This is a genomic window from Aquibium sp. ELW1220 (assembly GCF_030398385.1).
In the GTDB taxonomy this organism is placed as follows: Bacteria; Pseudomonadota; Alphaproteobacteria; order Rhizobiales; family Rhizobiaceae; genus Aquibium.
On sequence record NZ_JAOAOQ010000023.1, the window covers coordinates 21,345 to 40,095 of the forward strand.

At 59.5% G+C, this 18,751-nt stretch carries 14 protein-coding genes and 2 pseudogenes; 4 read left to right on the forward strand and 12 right to left on the reverse strand.

Going from position 1 to position 18,751, the window contains the following annotated elements; translation table 11 throughout:
- The 5 genes from N1F91_RS19360 to N1F91_RS19380 are packed head-to-tail and all read right to left on the reverse strand — an operon-like array spanning position 1 to position 9,527.
- Complete coding sequence (locus N1F91_RS19360) at positions 1-1,245, reverse strand: DNA repair exonuclease (protein ID WP_289994722.1); 1,245 nt, start codon at positions 1,243-1,245, stop codon at positions 1-3.
- A gap of 34 nt (positions 1,246-1,279) precedes the next feature.
- Positions 1,280-3,958: a DEAD/DEAH box helicase family protein gene (locus tag N1F91_RS19365; protein ID WP_289994724.1), complete on the reverse strand. Its 2,679-nt coding sequence runs from the start codon at positions 3,956-3,958 to the stop codon at positions 1,280-1,282.
- Between the two features lies 1 nt (position 3,959).
- Positions 3,960-5,630, reverse strand: coding sequence for a site-specific DNA-methyltransferase (locus tag N1F91_RS19370; RefSeq protein ID WP_289994726.1), 1,671 nt, complete (start codon positions 5,628-5,630; stop codon positions 3,960-3,962).
- Positions 5,614-6,687 carry a hypothetical protein gene (locus tag N1F91_RS19375; protein ID WP_289994729.1) on the reverse strand — a complete coding sequence of 358 codons (1,074 nt, stop codon included), beginning with the start codon at positions 6,685-6,687 and terminating at the stop codon, positions 5,614-5,616. Before N1F91_RS19375 ends, N1F91_RS19370 begins: the two co-directional genes overlap by 17 nt.
- A 5-nt stretch (positions 6,688-6,692) precedes the next feature.
- A complete protein-coding gene (locus N1F91_RS19380) occupies positions 6,693-9,527 on the reverse strand; it encodes an SNF2-related protein (RefSeq protein WP_289994731.1) in 2,835 nt (944 codons plus the stop codon).
- Positions 9,528-9,623: 96 nt separating this feature from the next.
- Between N1F91_RS19380 and N1F91_RS19385 the strand changes: the two are divergent.
- Both N1F91_RS19385 and N1F91_RS19390 read left to right on the forward strand, forming a co-directional pair.
- Positions 9,624-9,773 (forward strand): annotated as a pseudogene (locus tag N1F91_RS19385) (IS630 family transposase); the annotation flags it as partial.
- 229 nt (positions 9,774-10,002) lie between these two features.
- A pseudogene (locus tag N1F91_RS19390) lies at positions 10,003-10,263 on the forward strand (RidA family protein); the annotation flags it as partial.
- Positions 10,264-10,280: 17 nt separating this feature from the next.
- Here N1F91_RS19390 and N1F91_RS19395 read toward each other — a convergent pair.
- The 3 genes from N1F91_RS19395 to N1F91_RS19405 all read right to left on the reverse strand — a co-directional run bounded on the left by N1F91_RS19395 (position 10,281) and on the right by N1F91_RS19405 (position 11,374).
- Positions 10,281-10,838, reverse strand: coding sequence for a CIA30 family protein (locus tag N1F91_RS19395; RefSeq protein ID WP_289994732.1), 558 nt, complete (start codon positions 10,836-10,838; stop codon positions 10,281-10,283).
- 64 nt (positions 10,839-10,902) lie between these two features.
- Positions 10,903-11,046, reverse strand: coding sequence for a hypothetical protein (locus N1F91_RS19400; protein ID WP_289994733.1), 144 nt, complete (start codon positions 11,044-11,046; stop codon positions 10,903-10,905).
- Positions 11,018-11,374, reverse strand: a complete 357-nt coding sequence (locus tag N1F91_RS19405) for a DUF427 domain-containing protein (protein WP_289994734.1) — start codon at positions 11,372-11,374, stop codon at positions 11,018-11,020. The genes N1F91_RS19400 and N1F91_RS19405 overlap by 29 nt, the downstream gene beginning before the upstream one ends.
- A 587-nt stretch (positions 11,375-11,961) precedes the next feature.
- On the opposite strand from N1F91_RS19405, the gene N1F91_RS19410 reads away from it, so the two are divergent.
- A complete protein-coding gene (locus N1F91_RS19410; protein WP_289994735.1) occupies positions 11,962-13,146 on the forward strand; it encodes a hypothetical protein in 1,185 nt (394 codons plus the stop codon).
- A gap of 779 nt (positions 13,147-13,925) precedes the next feature.
- Here N1F91_RS19410 and N1F91_RS19415 read toward each other — a convergent pair.
- The 3 genes from N1F91_RS19415 to N1F91_RS19430 form a co-directional block, all read right to left on the reverse strand.
- The gene (locus tag N1F91_RS19415) at positions 13,926-14,456 is read right to left on the reverse strand and encodes a hypothetical protein (RefSeq protein WP_289994736.1); all 531 of its coding nucleotides are present in this window, start codon (positions 14,454-14,456) and stop codon (positions 13,926-13,928) included.
- 1,056 nt (positions 14,457-15,512) lie between these two features.
- Positions 15,513-16,361, reverse strand: coding sequence for a DUF3037 domain-containing protein (locus N1F91_RS19425; protein ID WP_289994738.1), 849 nt, complete (start codon positions 16,359-16,361; stop codon positions 15,513-15,515).
- Entirely contained in the window at positions 16,355-17,089 is a 735-nt protein-coding gene (locus N1F91_RS19430) for a HipA family kinase (RefSeq protein WP_289994739.1), read from the reverse strand. Before N1F91_RS19430 ends, N1F91_RS19425 begins: the two co-directional genes overlap by 7 nt.
- A gap of 466 nt (positions 17,090-17,555) precedes the next feature.
- Between N1F91_RS19430 and N1F91_RS19435 the strand changes: the two genes are divergently transcribed.
- On the forward strand, positions 17,556-17,951 hold the full coding sequence (locus tag N1F91_RS19435) for a hypothetical protein (RefSeq protein WP_289994740.1): 396 nt from the start codon (positions 17,556-17,558) through the stop codon (positions 17,949-17,951).
- A gap of 205 nt (positions 17,952-18,156) precedes the next feature.
- Here the strand turns inward: N1F91_RS19435 and N1F91_RS19440 are convergent, their stop codons facing one another.
- Positions 18,157-18,666 (reverse strand): hypothetical protein, encoded by a 510-nt coding sequence (locus N1F91_RS19440; RefSeq protein WP_289994741.1) that lies wholly within the window; start codon positions 18,664-18,666, stop codon positions 18,157-18,159.
- Positions 18,667-18,751: the final 85 nt, after the last annotated feature.

Genomic DNA, 18,751 nt, shown 5'->3' on the forward strand with positions numbered 1-18,751 from the left:
TCAGTCGACCTCGGCGGCGCGATGCAATACCAATTCGCGTGCCTCCGCCAGCAACGTTACGAGATCCTCGCCCAAGGGAAGCTCGGCTGCACCAAGGCCGCCCGGGAGTTTTGCCACGATATCGGCGACCAGCAGCGTTGCCTGCTCGAGCGTCTGCGGGTCTCTCTCTACGGTTTCGAGTAGGGTCTCAAGATCGAGCCCTGCGCCGGTCGTGGCATGCACCTCGATTCTTGCAGGTGGAACGACGTCGATGACCAGCTTCTCCAGCCAAACGTCAGGATGCACCCGCTGGCAGGCCCCCTGCACCTCATCGACTACCAGGGATCGGTTGGCGACCAGCCAGGCACGAAAGCGCGTGGTGCCTACCAGGTGGAGGCGCAGTGCCACGAGCCGTTCATCGGCGGCCGTCACGACGTCCCGGACCTGCTTCTCGATCGCGTGCAGCACGCCGATTAGGTCGTCGAGGCCCGTCACGTCGATAGTAAGCGAACTCCAACGCGCCTCGTCCACAATGACGCGCTCGATGGACGCGACGCGGCCATCTTCGACGGTGACCAGAACAGCGCCTTTCGCTCCTGTTTCGCGAATATTGCGGCCCTGGAGATTGCCTGGAAAAATGACATACGGATCATCGCTGACGACCTCATACTCATGCACATGGCCGAGCGCCCAGTAGTCATAGCCGTGGGCGTGCAGATCCTGGAGCGAGCAGGGCGCGTAGTTGGCGTGCGGAGGACGGCCGTTCAACGAGGTGTGGAGGACGCCGATGTTGAATAGCCCGTTGATGCGCTGCGGATAGATGGTGGCCATGTTCGTGGCGATCCAGCGATCGGCAAATCCCTGCCCGTGCAGAACCACTTTTACGCCGTCGATTTGTATGCTTTGCGGTTTTCGGGTATCGAAATTGTGCACCTCGGCCGGCAGGGTGATGCTCCTGGTGACGACGCTGTCGGCGTCATGATTACCTTTGAGCAGGAAGACCGCGATGCCCGCCTTGACGAGCCTGGCCAATTCGCGATTGAAGAACAGCCCGATGGAGTTGTCGCGCCATTCACCGTCATAGACATCGCCTGCCACAATGACGAAGTTAACCTTCTCGTCGATCGCACGACGGACAAGAGCGGAGAACGCGTCCCGCGTGGCGCGCGCGAACCGCGCGGCGATCTCCTCATCCTTCAGCGCCAGGCCTTGGAACGGGCTGCCCAGATGCAAATCGGCGGCGTGGATGAAGCGAAATGTGTTCAACAGATTCTCTAGCCTCCCAGTGTTGTCGAATAAGTCAGCCCTGCCCGTGCATGGACATCAGCCCGGCGAGTGTCGCGCTCTCCGTGATCGCACTGTCAGGCAAGACAGCGTAGGACCAGGGCTTCGACTTCGTCACCGCGGAGATCGCGTTGGCGTGCCTGACCCATTCGCGTGCAGCACGTGATTTTTCCTGCACGGTCTGGTCGCTCATCTCACTGTCCGACTTGATCTCGGCGATCAGTTTCCTGGCTGTCGTCTCGACTACGAAGTCGGGCTCGTAGGCCTTGCCTGACCGATACTCGATCTGGAATTGACCCGGGCCGGGCTTCACCCATCGCAGCACATCCTTCTCGTATGAGCTGTCGATCAGGGCAGCGAAGCGGCGCTCCGTGTCGGACTGGAACTTGTGAAAATTGTAGGGGCTCTTGCGGGTGCCCTTGAAGACGTAGCTTCGGGTATCCGACAGCGGTTTTGCGGCGGTGCCGATGTCGAGCATTCGGGCGATGCTGGTGATGCTGATGGCGAGTGGCTTCAACGCGCGGAACGAGCGGACGAGCTTCACCTGATAGTCGGCCGGCGTCTCGTGATAATGGCCCTGCATCTGCGCGAAGATGAACGCTGCGATCGCCTTTCCATGCGCCAGGGCGACGTTTTCGACATCCTCCTCGCTGGCGAGATAGGAGCGCAGATGTGTCACTGCCTGGCCCGCCAGTCGGTATAGCAGGTCCGCCTGGGAGTCGTAGTCGATCTGGTCGAAGTCGATCAGGTGCTTGACGATGTAGTTTTCGACTAGGCTCTCTTTCGGACCCGTGACCGAGCGGGCGAGCTCGCGCTGGGTCTGGTCGCGCAGATTTCGGATGAGGATACGATCGGAGAGCGGCTGGTAGTGAATTGCCTGCAAGCCAGTCAGATGGAAAGGGTCGAACCAGAAGTTGACCTCGCGGCTCGGGATGACGACGATCTCCGGAATGTCGATCGTGTTTTCCACGACGCTGGCAGTGACGATGCCGACGATCTCCTGAACCCTCGGCTGCGCGACAATGCCCTCTAGCGAGCCCTGGGCGGGCTGCAGGGCGCGTCGAACGTCGTTTGCGATCTCCTGTTGAACTTCCGGCCGGAGAAGCTCCTGCACGCCGCCCTTGAGCTGCCGCTCATACTTCTTCGAAATGAAATCGAGCGTCGATTCCACGACCTTCCGCTCGTGGTCATGGGTGAAGATCGCGCCCGCCTCGTTGGCGGTCACGAACGGTGTCGTTGTGCCCATGAGAGTGGTCTCATAGGAGGTCGGAATTTGGAGGACCGTGCCGGCCTCGGCCGAGACGTCGCCTCCGGGGCCGATCGTGAGCGCCTTTATCTGGACCAGCGAGTCCGCTTCCCTTGCCTTCTTGATAACCTCGTCGAAACGGTCGTGCGCGATGACGGTCAATGTGTCGACGGACTCGACGCCGGTGCGCTCGCCATAGGGCAGCCGGAGCCCGCGGCCGAGCGTCTGCTCGGTGAGAATGTCGGATGCCGACGCGCGCAGCGGCACGATCGTGTAGAGGTTCGTGACGTCCCAGCCTTCTTTCAGCTTGTTCACGTGGATGACGATCTCGGTCAGATTGTCCGTCTCGAGCCCGACCAGGCGCTGGATCGCCTCATCGCTTTCCTCACCCTTGAGGTTGGAGTGCACCTCCGCGACGCGGCCCTTATAGGCGCCGTTGAAAAAACCATCGTCTTCGATACGGGATCGAATGGCACTTGCATGCGCGGTGTCCTGCGCGACCACCAGCACGAATGGATGCACGCGGTTTCGGCCGGTCTGGCGCGCATAGAGGTCGAGCTCGACCTTGACGTGCTCGTGATAGTGAATGCCGTCCTCCAGCATCACCTCCTCGAGCCGGTCAGCATCGTAGTCGGCGCGCACGAAATTCGCGCGCGTTGCTACGGCCGGCTCCTTGACGAAGCCGTCGGCCATGGCGTCGCCGAGGCCGTAGGTGAAGATGACGTTCCGGAATGCGACGGACTTCGCGCCGACCGTCTTCGGGGTCGCGGTCAGTTCGAGCCCAAGCACCGGCTTGAGTTCGGCGACTGCCCGCATCCCGGCGCTGGCGCGGTAGCGATGCGCCTCGTCCATGATGAGGACGAGATCCGGCAAAGCGGCCAGGTAGTCGAAATAGGATTCGCCGATGGTCTCGCGCATCGTGCGGATGCGGCCCTTGTCCTTGTTGATCTTGTCGACGTTGAAGATGTTGATGATCGCCTCGCCGCCGAAGAGATCGGCGCCGCGCACACCGCGCCCTTCCTCCCAGGTGTCGCCCGTGACGATGATCGGCGGCGTCTGGGCAAATTGCGAAATGCCGCGGAAGACATATTTCGGCGACGACTGCTTCGAGAAATCGGCGATCAGCTTCTCGTAGATCGTGGTGTTGGGCGCCAGCACGAAGAAGTTCTTCGACCGGCCGTTGAGGTGAAGCCAGGCGATGAAGGCGCCCATCAGTCGTGTCTTCCCGACGCCGGTGGCAAGCGCGAAGCAGAGCGAGGGAAAGTCGCGCTCGAATTCCTGAACCGACGGATAGGCCGTGCGGATCGTCTCCAGTGCGGCAATCGGGTCGCCGCCCTTGGTCATGCCGATACGCCCGACGACATCGGCAAGGATCTCAAGCGAGCGTTCTTGCGGTGCGCGCAGGGACAGGCGCTGGGCGATCTGGCGGCGAATGCGATCTTCGCTCATCTCAAGCCTCGCCGTCTTCGCTGTCGAACAGCGGAAGCCCGGCCACCTTCTTGCGGGAGCCGGCGGCCGCTGCCGGTTCCTCGGGGTAGTCCGGCGCAGGCGGCAGGTCCTTGATGTTGAGCGAGTAGTCGTCGCGGCCCCATTCGCATTTTGACAGGATCGCGGTCGGGATCTTCACCAGTGTCAGATTGTCGAAGCTGTCGGGGTTGGCGTTGAACGCCTTGCAGCAGATCAAGAGCGAGCGATCCGGGCCGACATCCTCGGAGATCCGTCGGCAGGACTCGTGTGTCAGGTTCTGCGTGGTGACATAGATAAAGTCGGTTTCGGTGGAATGGCCGTGGTTCCAGTATTCCTCAGGGTTTTGCGACGGCGCATAGACAAAGCCCATGTGCTTGCAGAGCGCTTCTGCAAGCATGGCCGGATTGTAGTCCTTCGCGATGACCCAGTTGCCGTATTTGTCTTCGCTCAGCAGAGATGGCGCGAGCCGGTAAAAGCGGAAGCCACCGCCGCCCTTCCAGCCGACGGCTTCGGTGACGCCACCCAAATCCTCGACGTCGATAACCTTCTTCAACCGAGGCGCGATGTGCGTCTCGGCATGGTTGCCGAGTTCGACCATGATCCAGCGGCGACCCATCTTGTGCGCGACCGCGCCGGTGGTGCCAGAGCCGGCGAAAGAGTCAAGAATCAGGTCGCCGGGGTTCGTCGCAATCTGAAGGATCCGCCGGATGAGACGTTCTGGCTTGGGTGTAAGAAATGCGTCAGCCTTGCCGAAAAGCTGATGGATCTCCTTTTTCGCTTCATCATTATGTCCGACTTCTTCGTGGGGCCACCAAGTCCACGGGACAAGACCCTCTACTTCGTCCAAAAATCTTATTATGTTGGGCTGACTGTTTCCGTCTTTGCCGAAATATATTCTTCCGGTCGAAAGTAATTTCTTAAATTCAGTCTCGACTGTGGACCAGCACCGACCTTCAGGAGGTCGGTGAATGGCGCCGCCAGGGGCGACAATCTCATACATTTGATTTGGACGATAGCCTTGGGCAGTCATCGGGATGCCGCGCCATCTTCCTCGAGGGTGATTGTTGGGATTCTTGTAAATCTTCTCCTGATCTTCAGTCATTGGCACTCTGTTGCGAATGGATTTAAATCGCAACGAGTTTGTTGCATATATTAGTATGTAATCGTGGGCGTCACCGACGGCCTCACGATTTTCACGACTGTATCTCTTTTGCCAAACAATACTTGCGATGAAATTATCACGTCCAAATATTTCATCACAGAGAACCTTCAGGTAGTGCGCCTCATTGTCATCAATAGTAATCCATAGAGATCCATCCTCCGAAAGCAGCGTTCGGATCATCTCCAAGCGGTCGCGCATCAGGCTGAGCCAAAGGGAGTGCTCCAGCCCATCGTCATAGTGCGTAAAGGCGCTGCCGGTGTTGTAGGGCGGGTCGATGAAGACACATTTGACCTTGCCGGCGTAGTCCGCTTCGAGCGCTTTCAGCGCGAGCAGGTTGTCGCCGTGGATCAGAATGTTGTCGAAGATGTCGCCATCGCGCCGCGTCGCCGCATGGTGCGACAGCGCGGGATCCTCGATCAGGATCCGCGGCTCCAGCTTCGGCCGCTCGTCCTTGCCGATCCAGGTCAGCTCAAGTTTAGGTTTCTTTGACATTCAGCGCATTCTTCCGTTTATTCCACACTTGCTGTCGCCTCGCACGCTCCGCTGCTGACAAGGTCCTTCTGCCTGCAGGTGGATAAGCGCGCTTGGCATCGATTTTATTGTCCCACTCAACCGGTTCTTGTCTCGACGTCACTCGTTGCACCCCGGCACTCGCTATCTTGTCGAGTATCCCCTTTTCGCGGGCCTCGACAGCGACACGCCCAGATAGCCGGTCGCCGAAGCTATCGTCGCTGCCGGCCCCGCGCCAGCGCAACCTCGCATAGGGGTTGGCTGTGCGGTTAAAGTGTCCGGGAGCGATCTGGATGTTCTGCTCGTAGTGCCAGGCGGGCAGGTGGGACACGCTCTCTCGACGATCGCGCGTGTGCCTGGCCACCCAGTGCACGGTGTAGAGATGTTCGACCTCGCCAGTTTGACGGATCGATGCGAGGATTTCCGCTTCTTCGCTCGCCGCTCGCTCTCGGAGGGTCGCAATCCGGTCGCGTAGCCACAACGCCGACTCCGCCTGTTTGCGCTCGATCAGTGCGATCCGATCGACTGCTGCTTGACGCCGACGGTCCAGGGGATCGGCGCGGCGGAGCCAGGAGCGCAGGCTAGCAACGTGGTAATCAGCCTCGGCCAGGATCGAGTCAGCTCGGCTCTCAAGCAAGGCAATCTCGGTCGCTGCGCTCTCTTCGGCCTGGGCAAGCATGGCCAGATGCTTCAGATCGCATGTCCCCAAAAAATCCCAGTAGAGCGCGTCTGATGCGTTCTCCAATTCCTCCGGCGGGAGCTCCCGCAATTCGCGGGGCACTGAGCACCGCATGTCGAAGAGCTTCGACGATAGCCAGGATGACAACGCCTCGCCGCTATCGTCGACACAGGCGACCAAGGGCGCCGTCCACATGCTGAACGACGTCTCCATCGTGGCGCGCGATACCATCAACCATCCGGCACGATACCGAAGTGGCCTGACCTCCCACGCGGGACCTGGATAGCTATCTAGATAGAAGTCGATCTCGACCGGGACCGCGCCAAAATCCTCGAAGGCGGCAGCGGTCCGGTTGTTCACAAGAGTTACTCCACCGACCAGCGAAACGTAAAAAGCAATTTCTTCGTTGGTAGCCGGTTGAGGCTTTCTGCCACCTCGTCCAGCATATCGGACACCTGCTTGCGAATTTCGCGCCGGCGTTCGTGCTTCGATAGCTTGAGATCGTCCATGGTCCCTTCAAGCTTCTTGATCTTGCGGCCGAGATCGAGCTTCTCCTCCATGGATGCATCCGGCGACCGGCGTTCCTTGCGTAACTGCTTGATCTCGTTGTCGAGGGTGGTGATCTGTGCATCGAGCTCGATCTCGATATCCTTGGCGTAGTTGTCGAGGCGGATCTCCTCTTCCTCGAGCCAGAGGAAGTTCTGTTTCTTTACGCGCTCCGAAAATTTCCCGAAAAGACGGCTCTCGATCCCGTGCAGCGCGCTCTGGTCGAATGGCACCCCGGAGCTTGTAGATGTCGCCGGCACCATCAGCATGCGGTCCGCTGTCTCCGGATGGATTTCCACACCGTCGTCGTCCAAGCAGGACAGCAGCAATTCCTCGCGCGCAGACCCATGTGTCTCAATCTGCGCCTTCGACACGCGGAGCCAACCTGACTTACCGGCTAGGTTCTTCACATCCGCCAGCTGCCCGGGGAACGCATATTCATCAACGCGGAACCTAAGCGATGCGGTTGTTGAGTGCTGGTCCCGCGCTTTGGCCTTATGGACGATCTCGGTCGCGAGATTTCCATCGGCCAGGCGGAAGAACTGCCAGTCGTGATCGTCGGCGTCCGGCCATTGCGTCGTGAATGTCCGTCCGTCGTAGTCGAAGCGGAACAAGGCATCGGGATGAAAGCGGGCGCCAGGGAGCTCGGCATGAGCGATCATGATTAGCCGCCGGGTGAAATCGTTGACGGCATTGTCGAGCTCGCCCTTACGCCCCTTCAAGCGTGCCACGACATCCTGATCGAGATGCTCCAGGACCTTGGCGCGCGCGGACTGCATGTCGGAGTCGATCCTGTCTTGCAGCGTTGCGGTCAGTGCGTCGAACTCGCGGATCACTTCTTCTTCGGTCCGGCTCGACTGGACGATGCCCAGGACGCGCTGCTCGAAGTCGACGCCGCGCTCGATCGTGCCGAGCACTTCGTCGCTGGATCCGAAAACCCCGTTGAACAGTTTGAACTTCTGATCGAGGAGTTCGTAGATGCGCTGCTCCGCCTGGTTCTTGCGATTCAGCATGTTCACCACCGTGACGTCGATCTTCTGACCGTAGCGGTGACATCGGCCGATCCGCTGCTCAACGCGCTGCGGGTTCCAGGGAAGATCGAAATTCACCACGAGTGAACAGAACTGAAGATTGATGCCCTCTGCGCCGCTCTCGGTGGCGATAAGGATGGTCTTGTCAGAGCCGCGGAAGGCATCGACGATCGCTGCCTTCATATCTGCCGTGCGCGAACCGGAGACACGGTCCGTGCCGGCATGTTCGTCGCGCCAGGCCGTGTAGAGTGATTTGCTGACGGGATCGCTGTTCGAGCCGTTGAGCAGTGCGATCTGACCTTCATAGCCATTGCTCGAAAGAAGCTCGTTCAGATATTTCTGGGTGCGGACGCTCTCGGTGAAGATCACCGCCTTGCGCTGGCCACCCTTGCTCGAAATCGCATCGAGAATGCCCGGCAATTGCGTCAGCAGTTTTTCGCCCTTGGCGTTCTGGCCGATCGATTCGGCCAAGTGGAGAAACGACCGCAGTTCCTCCAGCTCGACGGCCAACAACGCGGCGTCGATCTCTCCCACGTTCTCCGCGTAACTTTCCAGTTCCTCGCCGATCTCGCCGATCGTTTCGATATCGTCGGTGACGGTTTCATCGACGATCCCGCGCTTTTCCAGCCGCTCGATGAGGGATCGCAGATACCCGGTAACGGCGAAAGTCGAGGAGCCTAGTATTTTGCGCACCTGGAGGACGACGAGAGCGTTGGCTCGGTCGCCATATGACACCGTGTCCTTGCGCTGGAGGAACCTTGACACCTTTTCGTAGAGTTCCACCTCAAGGCTTGGCGGCTCGAAATCGAACACCATCGCATTGCGCTTGGTGAAGTTGATGTGGCCGGCCTCCTGGACCTGACGGCGCAGGGTGCGGTAGCACACGGGCACGAGGCGCTCTCGCAACGCCTCGAGCGAGGCAGGCGTGGCACGCGCGCCGGTATAGAGTGTCTTGAACGCGTCCTCGCCGCCGAAATGGTTGTCATCGATCATCGAGACGATACCGAATAGCTCCATCAGCGAGTTCTGTAGCGGAGTGGCTGTCAGGAGCACCTTGAACGGATCTTGGAGCGCGTCCTTCAGGCGCTTGGACCGCAGCGCACCGGGCTTGTAGACGTTGCGCAGGCGATGCGCCTCGTCGAACACAACGAGGTCCCACTTCGTCATCGCAAGCTCATCGGAGCTACGCGCGGCGAATTCATAGCTTGAGATGATGATGCCTGGAGCGTCTCGGAAAGGGCGGGAGTGACCGTCCTTCTTGAGCCCCTTGTAGGTGGCTGCTTCCATGATGGTGGCAGGTAAGGAGAACTTTTCGCGGAGTTCCTGCTCCCACTGCTTCCGGAGCGACGCCGGCACGATCAATAGAATGCGCCGCTTCTGCTCGGCCCACTTCTGGCCCATCACCAGGCCAGCTTCTATCGTCTTTCCGAGACCTACTTCATCAGCGAGCAGGACACCCTTTGAAAGGGGCGACTTCAGCGCGAACAGCGACGCTTCGACCTGGTGCGGGTTCATCTCGACACGAGCTGCGGTCAGAGATCGGGTGAACGCGTCCTGTTCAAATCCATCGAGAGTGATTCGGTGGCTGTGATAGTGGCCTTGGACGGGCGTATAGCTGTTCAAAACACTTCCAATTCTCGTAGCTGGCCAGCCAGAACGACTTGTGCCCTTTTCAATTCTTGCGGGAACTCATAGCCGTTTGCAACAGGCTAGTGAAGGCGCGCCAACTGGCTGTCGAACCGCGTCTTCGCCGACTACGAGGCGATCATCGAGGCCGCCTGCGACGCCTGGCGCAAGCTTTTCGCCCAGCCACACACGATCACGTCGATCGGAATGCGGGACTGGGCGCATGTCGGTCAGGGGATATGACCGTTGGTATTAGGTCTGATTCTTTAGATAGTTCTGAATTACTTAAAGGAAACTGCGCACGATATCGGACCGTAGTGGCAAGCACGGTCTCACCGGCAAACGGGTTCGCACAGATCGTGACATTCAGAACGCTGACCCGTGGACGCAACGTGTGCCAGGTCACGCTAAGGCGATCAGGTAGGAGCGCCTGGCTCGACATTCACAAATCCATCAGCACCTGCCGTGCCCGATGACGGGGATCACTCTTCTGTCTGTCCTCCAGGTCGTGCTCGGTGATCTCGGCCGGATCAAGCGCATCGCGAAGTTGCTCGGCATGGTCAACGCCGTTCCGGACTTCGGCGACCACCCGGCCGTCATCAACGGCTACTGAGATTTCCTCCTGAAGGTGCTCGTCGAGCGAGACAATAACGCGCGATCCGCCGTCGGTGTCGGTTCACTGCCGGGAAGCATCACAATCGATATCGAGGCAGTGGTCTCCGTTCATGGCTAGATCAGGCGACTCCTCGATCAGAAAAATGCCACTTCGCGCACGTCGATCGCGGCGTCGTGATCCCTGCCATAGGCCACGATGGCAACCGATTTCAGGCTCTCCGGGCGAGGCACGTCGCGCAACAAGGCCCCCGAGGCGGTGAAGGCATCGAATGGCAAGCGCACTTCGCTCCAGCCTTCGGTGACGTCGAAGGCTGCCTGGTAATACTGCCAGGGCAGGATCGTGCTGGCCGTGCGCAGATGGACGAAGTAGCGTTGTCTGTTGCCTCGAACCATCAGGCGAACGCCGCTCGTGCCCTCCGGCGGCGGGCTGGTCAGATCCACTCGAATCTGGATGAAACCGCCCCTGTTGGTGGTGCTGACACGCCCGGTCATTCGCGCAAATGAATGTCCTTCCTCGTGCGCGAAGACGACCTCTCCGGACGAGACGCCACCCATCACCTCGTCGGTGAAGAATCTCCATCGCGTTTCGGGCTGCATCCTGAAATCCTCGATGACTGCCTCGTCGGCCGACGCTGCGGGAACTGGCCCGGCAACCAGAAGGGCTGCAATGACGGTCTGGATCAGGCCACGCATCTAAATCTCCTTGGCACGAATTCCACCGCTGGTCTCGCCTCCGAAGAGTGCGAAGACTGCCACGTCACCAATGCAGCGTTCCCGCCGCGGCCTTGATCTGACCGTCCAGACTGGACGTGATCCATCCGCCGTAGAAATCGCCCGGCTGGGGGACGACCCGCATGTCGCCGACCCAGGCGTCATCCATCAGCCCGGCATAGAAGGCCACGTATCCCGCCAGGGCGGCGAAACGCTCGGTGGGGCGTCCACACGTCCAGGCGACGCGCCAGAAGCTGTTCGCCCGAGATCATGTCGAAATAGCGCGCGACACCCTTCCAGTCGCAAAACGAACTGCTCAGTCTCGCTCGCAGGGTTGCGACCTCATCGCCAAGCGGCAGGTAATCGCTGGGCGCGTGATGCGTCTCGAGCACGCGCAGGGTGTTGACCGTTTCGGCCGCGAGGAGGCCACCGGTGCATATCGCGATGCGCGGCGGCACCGCATGCAGCGCCGACGGGCAAGGGAAGGACTGGACGTTCTCTGGCGAGAGGTTGGTCATGCGGCAAGCCCACCGGTATAGCGTGCAGCCACATGGCCGGCGTGCAAGTTGCTCATCATCACCGTCACCATTCCAGATCCGAGCCCGGGCACGAGGTTCGTCAGCATGCGCAACCAGCTACAATCGGCGAGCACCAGCGACCGGCATCTTTGTCGTAGATCCTCAGGTCATGGCGCATCCGGGCGATCTCTCGGGGGCGTCCTGCATGGCAAGATATAGGGCGCGCCGTCGCAATTGCACGGGGACCGGTCGCAACGGCGGATATCATCGCTGCTTGCCGATCGTCCGTTCTCTCGCGATCTGGGCCACTTCGGCGCCTGGCCGCCTGGGGAGCCCGCTGGCACGCGCCGACCTCTGCGCGCTGTTGGGTAGCAGAATGGGCGCTACCTCCAGCCACTGACTCTCCCTGAGGCCGCCAGGGCATCATGCTGCCTGGCAAGACGCTCGTATCATCCGGTGCTCGGGCCACGGCGTGCACGAACTGGTTTCGCCGCAAGCGAGGCCGACGCGAAAATGCCCGATCGACGTTCCGGACATGGAGCGGCAATGCGGCTATAGGGGGGCCTCAGATCCTCTCCGAATCGAACATGGTATCCCCGATCATCGGCACCACCGTCAGCATAGCTTTGTCGGCCTCGGCGAGCGGAGCAAGCACCCACGAATTAGCGTTCCGGTGGGCCGCTCTCCAGAAGACGCAGGCGCGGTTCGATGGACGGATCGTGCTCGAGCCGGAGATCGATCTCGGGCGCTACACCTGTCGCGCTGTCATTGACTGGCTGGACGTGCGAGTGGTCGTGGGCGCCACGACCCAGTGGAAGTGGATCCAGCACCACATCGAGCCAGCGATCGGCCAGCGCGCCTACGTCGAGGACGTGGAAGACGAGCAGGGCGCGACCGGCCGAATTTTCAGGATCCGCTTCCAGGAGCCGCTCCTCGGACGCGTGATGCAAGCGATCGACCAGGTCGCCCAACGATGGACGCTCGAGAGCGCTCCCGAGTTGGTCGGGTTGGAGATCAGTGTCGACCTGACGCCGAAAGCATATTCCGAGGAGGCTCTCGTGAAGCTCTTTGGTGTGATCGCCCGGACGCATTTTCCCAGCCGGGATGTCATCACCGCGCCTTCAGATCGTCCCAGGTTCTTCGTCGACGACACCACCACCCACGTGATCAACATGGACAAGCACGATCCGCACAAGGACAAGGTGCTGCTTCTCCAATACGATCACGATGTTCCGCCCACGCACGACTCGACCTACTACACCGGCGCCAAGAGATCGGATTCGTCGTGGAAGTTGATGATCAAGCGGGTTGACCGGCAAAACAAGGCCGCCGGGACTTTCATCAAGATCCCGGACGATGAGGTTCGTGTTCGGCTCGAGGTCACCTTGCTCGGAAGCGAACTGGAAAAGGCCGGACTACGGACCCTCGAGGATCTGGCGGAGTTCAGGTTCCAGACGCTGCAAGGCTCGCATTTTCAGTTTCGCCTCCCTACGTTCAGGAAGGCCGATTCTGGAATACCCGACACCTTCCGGCTGCAGAAGTTCCTCAAGACAGGCGTTGTCGGCCTGGAAGCAATGGACGACGCCAGGAGTTACCATCGACCAGCGATCGTCCGGGCATCTCGCAAGAGCGACAAGCCGCTGAGGCCAAAGCGGCGCTTGGGCTCCAGACTGGTGATCTACGAGGACCTGACGAGTAAGGTCGCTCAAGCTCTTCGTCACCTACAGGAGCGTCAGCAGGGATCTCTGGGGGAGAAGAGCGCAAGGACGTAGTTCAAGTTATTAGAGCCGATCGTGCGCTGGATCCAGTCATCCATGCTGGCCATAGCTCTACGACGCGCATTGGCAGCGTCGGCCACTTCAGAAACGGTGGAGTTTTCTTGCAGGTGGCCTCTGCGCTTTGCACTCGAAGCAGAGCCTCCGAGCGACCGGCATTCACTCGTCCACGGGCGAAAGGACCGACTGATGTGGTGCCGAGATCACGTCGGCAAGGATAGCCAGCCACGTCACGCCTCCTCTCAGTTGCCCGGATCGGGGCGGTCGCTTGGTCCTTTGCCGTGCCTCCACCTCCCGTGTGCCTTAATGCACTGGTCGTCCCGCGGTAGGTGGTTGGGAAAGGGTGGCGGACGGGCCACTGCAGAATCAGGCCTCCGACGGGGGCTATTCCAGCTTCGTGGTCGCGCTTCTCCGAAACCGCGTCAGATCGGCTCATGCGCGTTCTGCACTTGACCCATACGGGTTGCTGCTCCGCCGGCTTTGCGTTCCCCTCTTGGAGTGCAAGGCCCACCCGTTGCCGCGTCCGGATCTGCAAGGTCTGCCTTCACTGTGGCAAACGAGGTCGTTGAGAGAGCCTCCCTCGAGTGATGTCGATCGACTCAGATCTCTTATCTGAACATCTCGGCTGCCGGACGGATTCTCGACAAGGCCTCGGCTTCTTCATTTGCGGTTTTTCGGTCTGAAGCCCTTCCTACCGCAAGGTTGGCGCAAGGTTAGCGTAAGGCCAAATCGCATTTCCAATACGAGAGTGTCCTTGTCGGCAGGCAGAATTTTCCTCAACGACGTCCCGTTCCTGTATTCGAAGGCCCAACGTGAACATCCGCCCAAACATGCCCCGAGGCGAACTCGCGATACTGCGCATAGACCGGGGCGCAAATATCCAGCGCATCCTTCAGTGGCTGGTAGCGAAGCGCGAGAAGGAAGATTGTTATCGTCTTCTTCGCGGCATCGTAGATGGGGCGGCGCAACTGGCTCGCGTCGTCTCGAAATTCGATGACCATCCCTTTGACCTCTGAACTTGGGCTCGGGCGCCCTTCGAGGAAAAATGCCAGGGCGTCGCGAGGTTTGTTGTCAGTCGAGGACGCTACGTAGGCGCCGATCACAGTTCGATAGCTGTCTACATAAAGAATTTGCCGCTCGAGAACGGCGGTCTGATCGTTGATAAAATAATTTGAGGCTAGAAAGACTTCATCCTCGCTCAAATGTGGCGCGCCACAGCCGGGCTCATCCGAAATTGCCGGTGACGAAAGTGACAGCAGGAAAGCAAGACTTGCCAGCGCGGTGTGTTTCGAAGCGCGAACTGCCACGTATCTTCCCCTATTAAGAGTTGTTATCATAAAAATGCATGTTATTAAAAACAGGGGCTGCATCCAACAGGATTTTCACGTTCCGAACAACAAATCTGCTGGTCCGCTGCGGGGAATAACTCAACCATTTTGACTAAGGCGCTGAATCCTGAATCCTGCTGGTTGGCTTTCGTGCGGGACTCAGAGTGGCTTCGGTTATCCCGCCACCAGAGGTGGTCCGATGCCGGATCCTGTCGGACCCGAGAGGCATCCCTTTGAAGGGGAGGCGGGTTCTCTAGGACTTCGCACCCCTGCTGCCGTGGAGTGAGGTGTCGTCTCCAGGAGGCCCAGCTTTCGCATGGTGGGTGGGGCAGGGTGGTGAAGCCCGCAGGGGGTCACCTGCCCCGTCCACCGTTAGGGGACCCGGCGTCGGGGTAGGCGCCCGGTTCCGTGGTTCCTGACCCCCGATGGCGCGCTGGGGCTTGGTGCTCTTCAGCTGTTCGACCGCGTCAATGTTCGGAGCGAGACTGTCGGATGGGAGGGCGACGCTTAGCGGTCGAAATCCGCAACCGTTGCGGAACTGGTGCTCGGATCAGCGCCTTGATGCGATACGTCTCCGACGAGGCGCTTCGCTTGTGCGGCGTAATCTCGCGCAGGTAGCGCTCCAGCAACTCCCGGATGGTCATACGCTCGGCGAGCCGCGTGTCCGGCAGGTTTCCGCAACGATCGAGTTCGGCTTCGAGGTTTCGCGCCCACTTCTCGGCGTCGATCTTCGCCTCGAAGGACCTGGCACGAGGGGGGGGATTCCTTTACGTCTGACGTGCGCTTGCCATTTGCCGCGCAGCTTGCGGATCGTCGCCATGAAGCACCTACTTTGATTGTGCCTCATGATGCGTAGGACGACCCCAGAGAGCCGCCAAGGAGCTTTCCCAGTCCAGTGTGATCTCAAGATTGCGCCGAGAGCGTTGGCGGCGCCCTGATGCCCTTCTACGGCCAGCAGTGAGCACCTGCTGGATCAAGGACTTCCGGCGGCTACGCCAGCCCCAGGAGTGCTGCCTTCGAAAGGCGACAGTGTCATCAACTGACGGCATAATCCAGGATTGCTTGCTGCCGGTCGAACGGTATTACGTCAATGTCGCTGTCTTCAAGAAGGTCTCGGATCTCTTTGTAGGCAGCTACATGTGCTCCGCCAGCAGTGGGACCTTCCACCGCGAAGAGAACGCGCTCTGGAATGACACGTGCCTTTCTGAGACGGCGAACCGACGTCGCCCATTTTACCCCGTGGTCAATCATGGACGTGGGTTCCTTCTGGCCGAGGAAAAAGGGCTTGATGATCTTTCGAGCGTCGCCTTCCTGGTCCACTTCAACAAAGGGAAAGCTCGCACGGTAGACACCATCGTCAAATTGCCTCTTCACGAAGCGGCTGCTCAGGTCGAGCTCTTGGAACCAGCTCTTCATGTGCTGTTCCAAGACCGTCTCCCGGTATTGCTGCGTCACGAAATTTCGTTCGACGTAGTGCCCGAACAATTTGTGTAGCGTTGTTGCAGGGTCATCAGAGAGCACGACCCGGCTCTCGCTGAAGGTGATGACCCCTCCCCGAGCTCGAGTGAGTTCGTCAAAGAAGTGAGTAAACGTTTGATCGAACCCGAGGTCGAGCCGAAGGCGAGCACCCTCTCCAGAGGGGAGCATCTCCCGAACGCGCTCCAGCTCACAAATCAGCGCGCCAGCGGCATTGCGGAAGAACTCGGGCTCCAAGGTGTCGAAGAAATTGGTAATGCGCGCATAGCGGCGCACTTCAACGCGAAAATTGAAGAACCCAGCCTTCGGTGCGACCAACACGACGCCAATGTTGGCGAATTCCCCGGTTTCAACATGAGGCATAAACCTGATGATCGAGTATCTGCACCGATGCTTCGCGTTCACCATGACCAAAACCCTTCACTGCGGTGCTCACATAGCACCGCTCCAGCCTCAGCGAAGTTAAAATTTACGGGGACCGACTCCATCGTGTCCAAATGCAGCCACTCTGGTGGCAGCGAAGACACAGTTTCGGGCCACCGCTGAACGGCGTGGTCCAAGCGCTCAACATATGACGCTATTCCGGCCTTATCGTGGCACAAAGGCATAAACTCCGATCCGAAAATATGTTGCGCTGCGAATGCCTGACCTGGAAGTGCATCATCGAACGCATTGTTGTGATCGATCAAAACCACCGACTCGGTATCGTTTGCCCACAGCAGATTGGGATTGCCTCCCTTCGCTGAGAGACTACGATCATAGTTCCGGACCCAGCGATCGAACACCATGATGTCCCTACGTTGCGCTGAAGGAACGCGTTCCACTTGCGAGAACAGGATGTCGCCAGCGAACTCCCTGCGTCGGGATCCGAAAGCCACGCCTGCTCCCAAATCGTTCAGTTCCATGGTGGATGATGGGTCAATCAGCTCAGACGCAACGTGGACAATTTCAAACGGAGCGATTGGCAGACCGAGCTCCCTCGCCAAGCAACCGCAGACCCACTCCTTGACTAGGGAAAGCTGGCCGGCGGACCGTCCCTTGACGTAATAGAGCGCGTCGTCAGCGCCGCGGCAAATAAACGGTTGGGTCACCCCCTGTTCGGAGCGGCCTATAACTTCAACAATCTCGATGGCCACCGCTTCTGCCCCCGGCGAACTGCGAGACACGATAGTTTGAGCGTCCTGCAGTTGCAACGCGACGCCACGAAATGGTGAGAATGGCTAGTCTGTCCCTCGACAACGCGTTCTGCATGGCAGGGACTTGAGGAGCCTTCAAGGCTCGCGACCCCTAGTCCTTCTGGCGGACGCTTAGGAGGGCAGCACTCTATCAAGCTGAGCTACGGGTGCGCGCCGCGGGGACAAGGTCTCCGCATCGGCCCGGGCCGCAAGAAAGCGGCACGAGCATTGGCTTCATAGCCGAAGCGGCGCGGCGCTTCAACCACAAGCGTCATGGAGATTGTGCTGTCCTCTCAGGCAGAGGTCACAGGTTCGGATCCTGTCGGCGCGCGAGTGGCGGGGTTGTGCCTACCGGGCGAGACAACCAGTCCTTGACTTCCTGCCCGCCCCACGTAGACGTCCGATGGCATTCATGCATGAGGGACAGATGTTCAAAATTGTAAAACTCGCGCTGGTAGGCCTGCCGCTGGCCGCCTGCCAGTCGTCCGCAGAACTTCAAACGTCCATGCAAACAGCCGAACCAGCGCCGGCATCCGTCAAAGCGGCCATCGTGAATGATGCGAGGGACTTTTTGGCTGATCCCTACTCGATACGAGATGCCGAGATTTCCTACATGCAACTAAATGGCCGGTCGGGTCTCCATTGGGTTTGCGTCAGGGCAAATGCAAAAAATGCGATGGGCGGATATACCGGGAGGCAGGCGATAGAAGTGATTGTGCGCAATGGGCAGCTTGTTGGGAACCTGCCCAACAGTGCGGCTTGTCGAAACCCGACGCTGCGCTGGCAGAAGTTCCCTGAACTTGAAGCTCTTCGCGACTTGTGAGCAGCCCGTCCGACATTTGCGCGGCCGGACCACCGCTGACTTCGTCCTTGTGTTGCGGATCTAATCAATGACGCCCCCTCTCAGCCACCTCTTGATGCTTGCCGCGCCAAAGTGCGCTGGCCACAAAAAGACGATGGTGTTTTTCACGAAAGCGGGACGATTTATCGCTTGGGCCTCGGTAGTCACTGGCACGTTTCGCGCGGGGCTACACCATCGCTACTTCTTGGATGTTGCAAATCGCAAGGACCTCGGGGTCAAGCACGACTTCGCTCTCGCCTCGGCAAGAGAAAAGCGCATAGATCGCACTCTTGTGCACTTTCGTTTCAGCGACGAAAGCACGGTCATAGCGTCGGCCATCGTGCTTGTAGACGCCGAGAAATCGGTTCGCGAACCGAACCGCCCTTTCGCGGTCTAGGGTCCACGACATGCCGTAGTCGAATGCCACGGCAGGGTCTTCACCGGTAGGGAAATTGATGCCGCGCCAAGCAGTGACGATCTCCGGAAGCGCGTTGTATAGGTTCTGCTCTTCTTCCGTCATCACTGCTCTGCAAACTTGGTATTCGTAGGTGTCGCCGTTCAACTGGCAGCACATGTCGCTCCAATCGCTGGGCCAGTCGGGATTGTTCCAATAAGGTGAATCGTCATGCAGCCACGCATCAGCGAAGGCGCGCGGGTCAGTGCGCCAATAGTCTATCGAACTCTCTTCATCTATCATCGTCGTTAGCTCACCATCGATTCTTTGCTGTTTTGCGGCTGCGACAGAATTGTCGAGCGCTGCGCGTAGGCGCCCGCCGAAAAAG

What these genes read in the sequence shown, in the direction of transcription:
- N1F91_RS19365 (WP_289994724.1), bottom strand. Translation starts at nt 3,958, where the DNA reads ATGAGCGAAGATCGCATTCGCCGCCAGATCGCCCAGCGCCTGTCCCTG.
- N1F91_RS19370 (WP_289994726.1), bottom strand. Translation starts at nt 5,630, where the DNA reads ATGTCAAAGAAACCTAAACTTGAGCTGACCTGGATCGGCAAGGACGAG.
- N1F91_RS19395 (WP_289994732.1), bottom strand. Translation starts at nt 10,838, where the DNA reads ATGCGTGGCCTGATCCAGACCGTCATTGCAGCCCTTCTGGTTGCCGGG.
- N1F91_RS19405 (WP_289994734.1), bottom strand. Translation starts at nt 11,374, where the DNA reads ATGACCAACCTCTCGCCAGAGAACGTCCAGTCCTTCCCTTGCCCGTCG.
- N1F91_RS19410 (WP_289994735.1), top strand. Translation starts at nt 11,962, where the DNA reads ATGGTATCCCCGATCATCGGCACCACCGTCAGCATAGCTTTGTCGGCC.
- N1F91_RS19425 (WP_289994738.1), bottom strand. Translation starts at nt 16,361, where the DNA reads ATGGTGAACGCGAAGCATCGGTGCAGATACTCGATCATCAGGTTTATG.
- N1F91_RS19435 (WP_289994740.1), top strand. Translation starts at nt 17,556, where the DNA reads ATGTTCAAAATTGTAAAACTCGCGCTGGTAGGCCTGCCGCTGGCCGCC.
- N1F91_RS19440 (WP_289994741.1), bottom strand. Translation starts at nt 18,666, where the DNA reads ATGATAGATGAAGAGAGTTCGATAGACTATTGGCGCACTGACCCGCGC.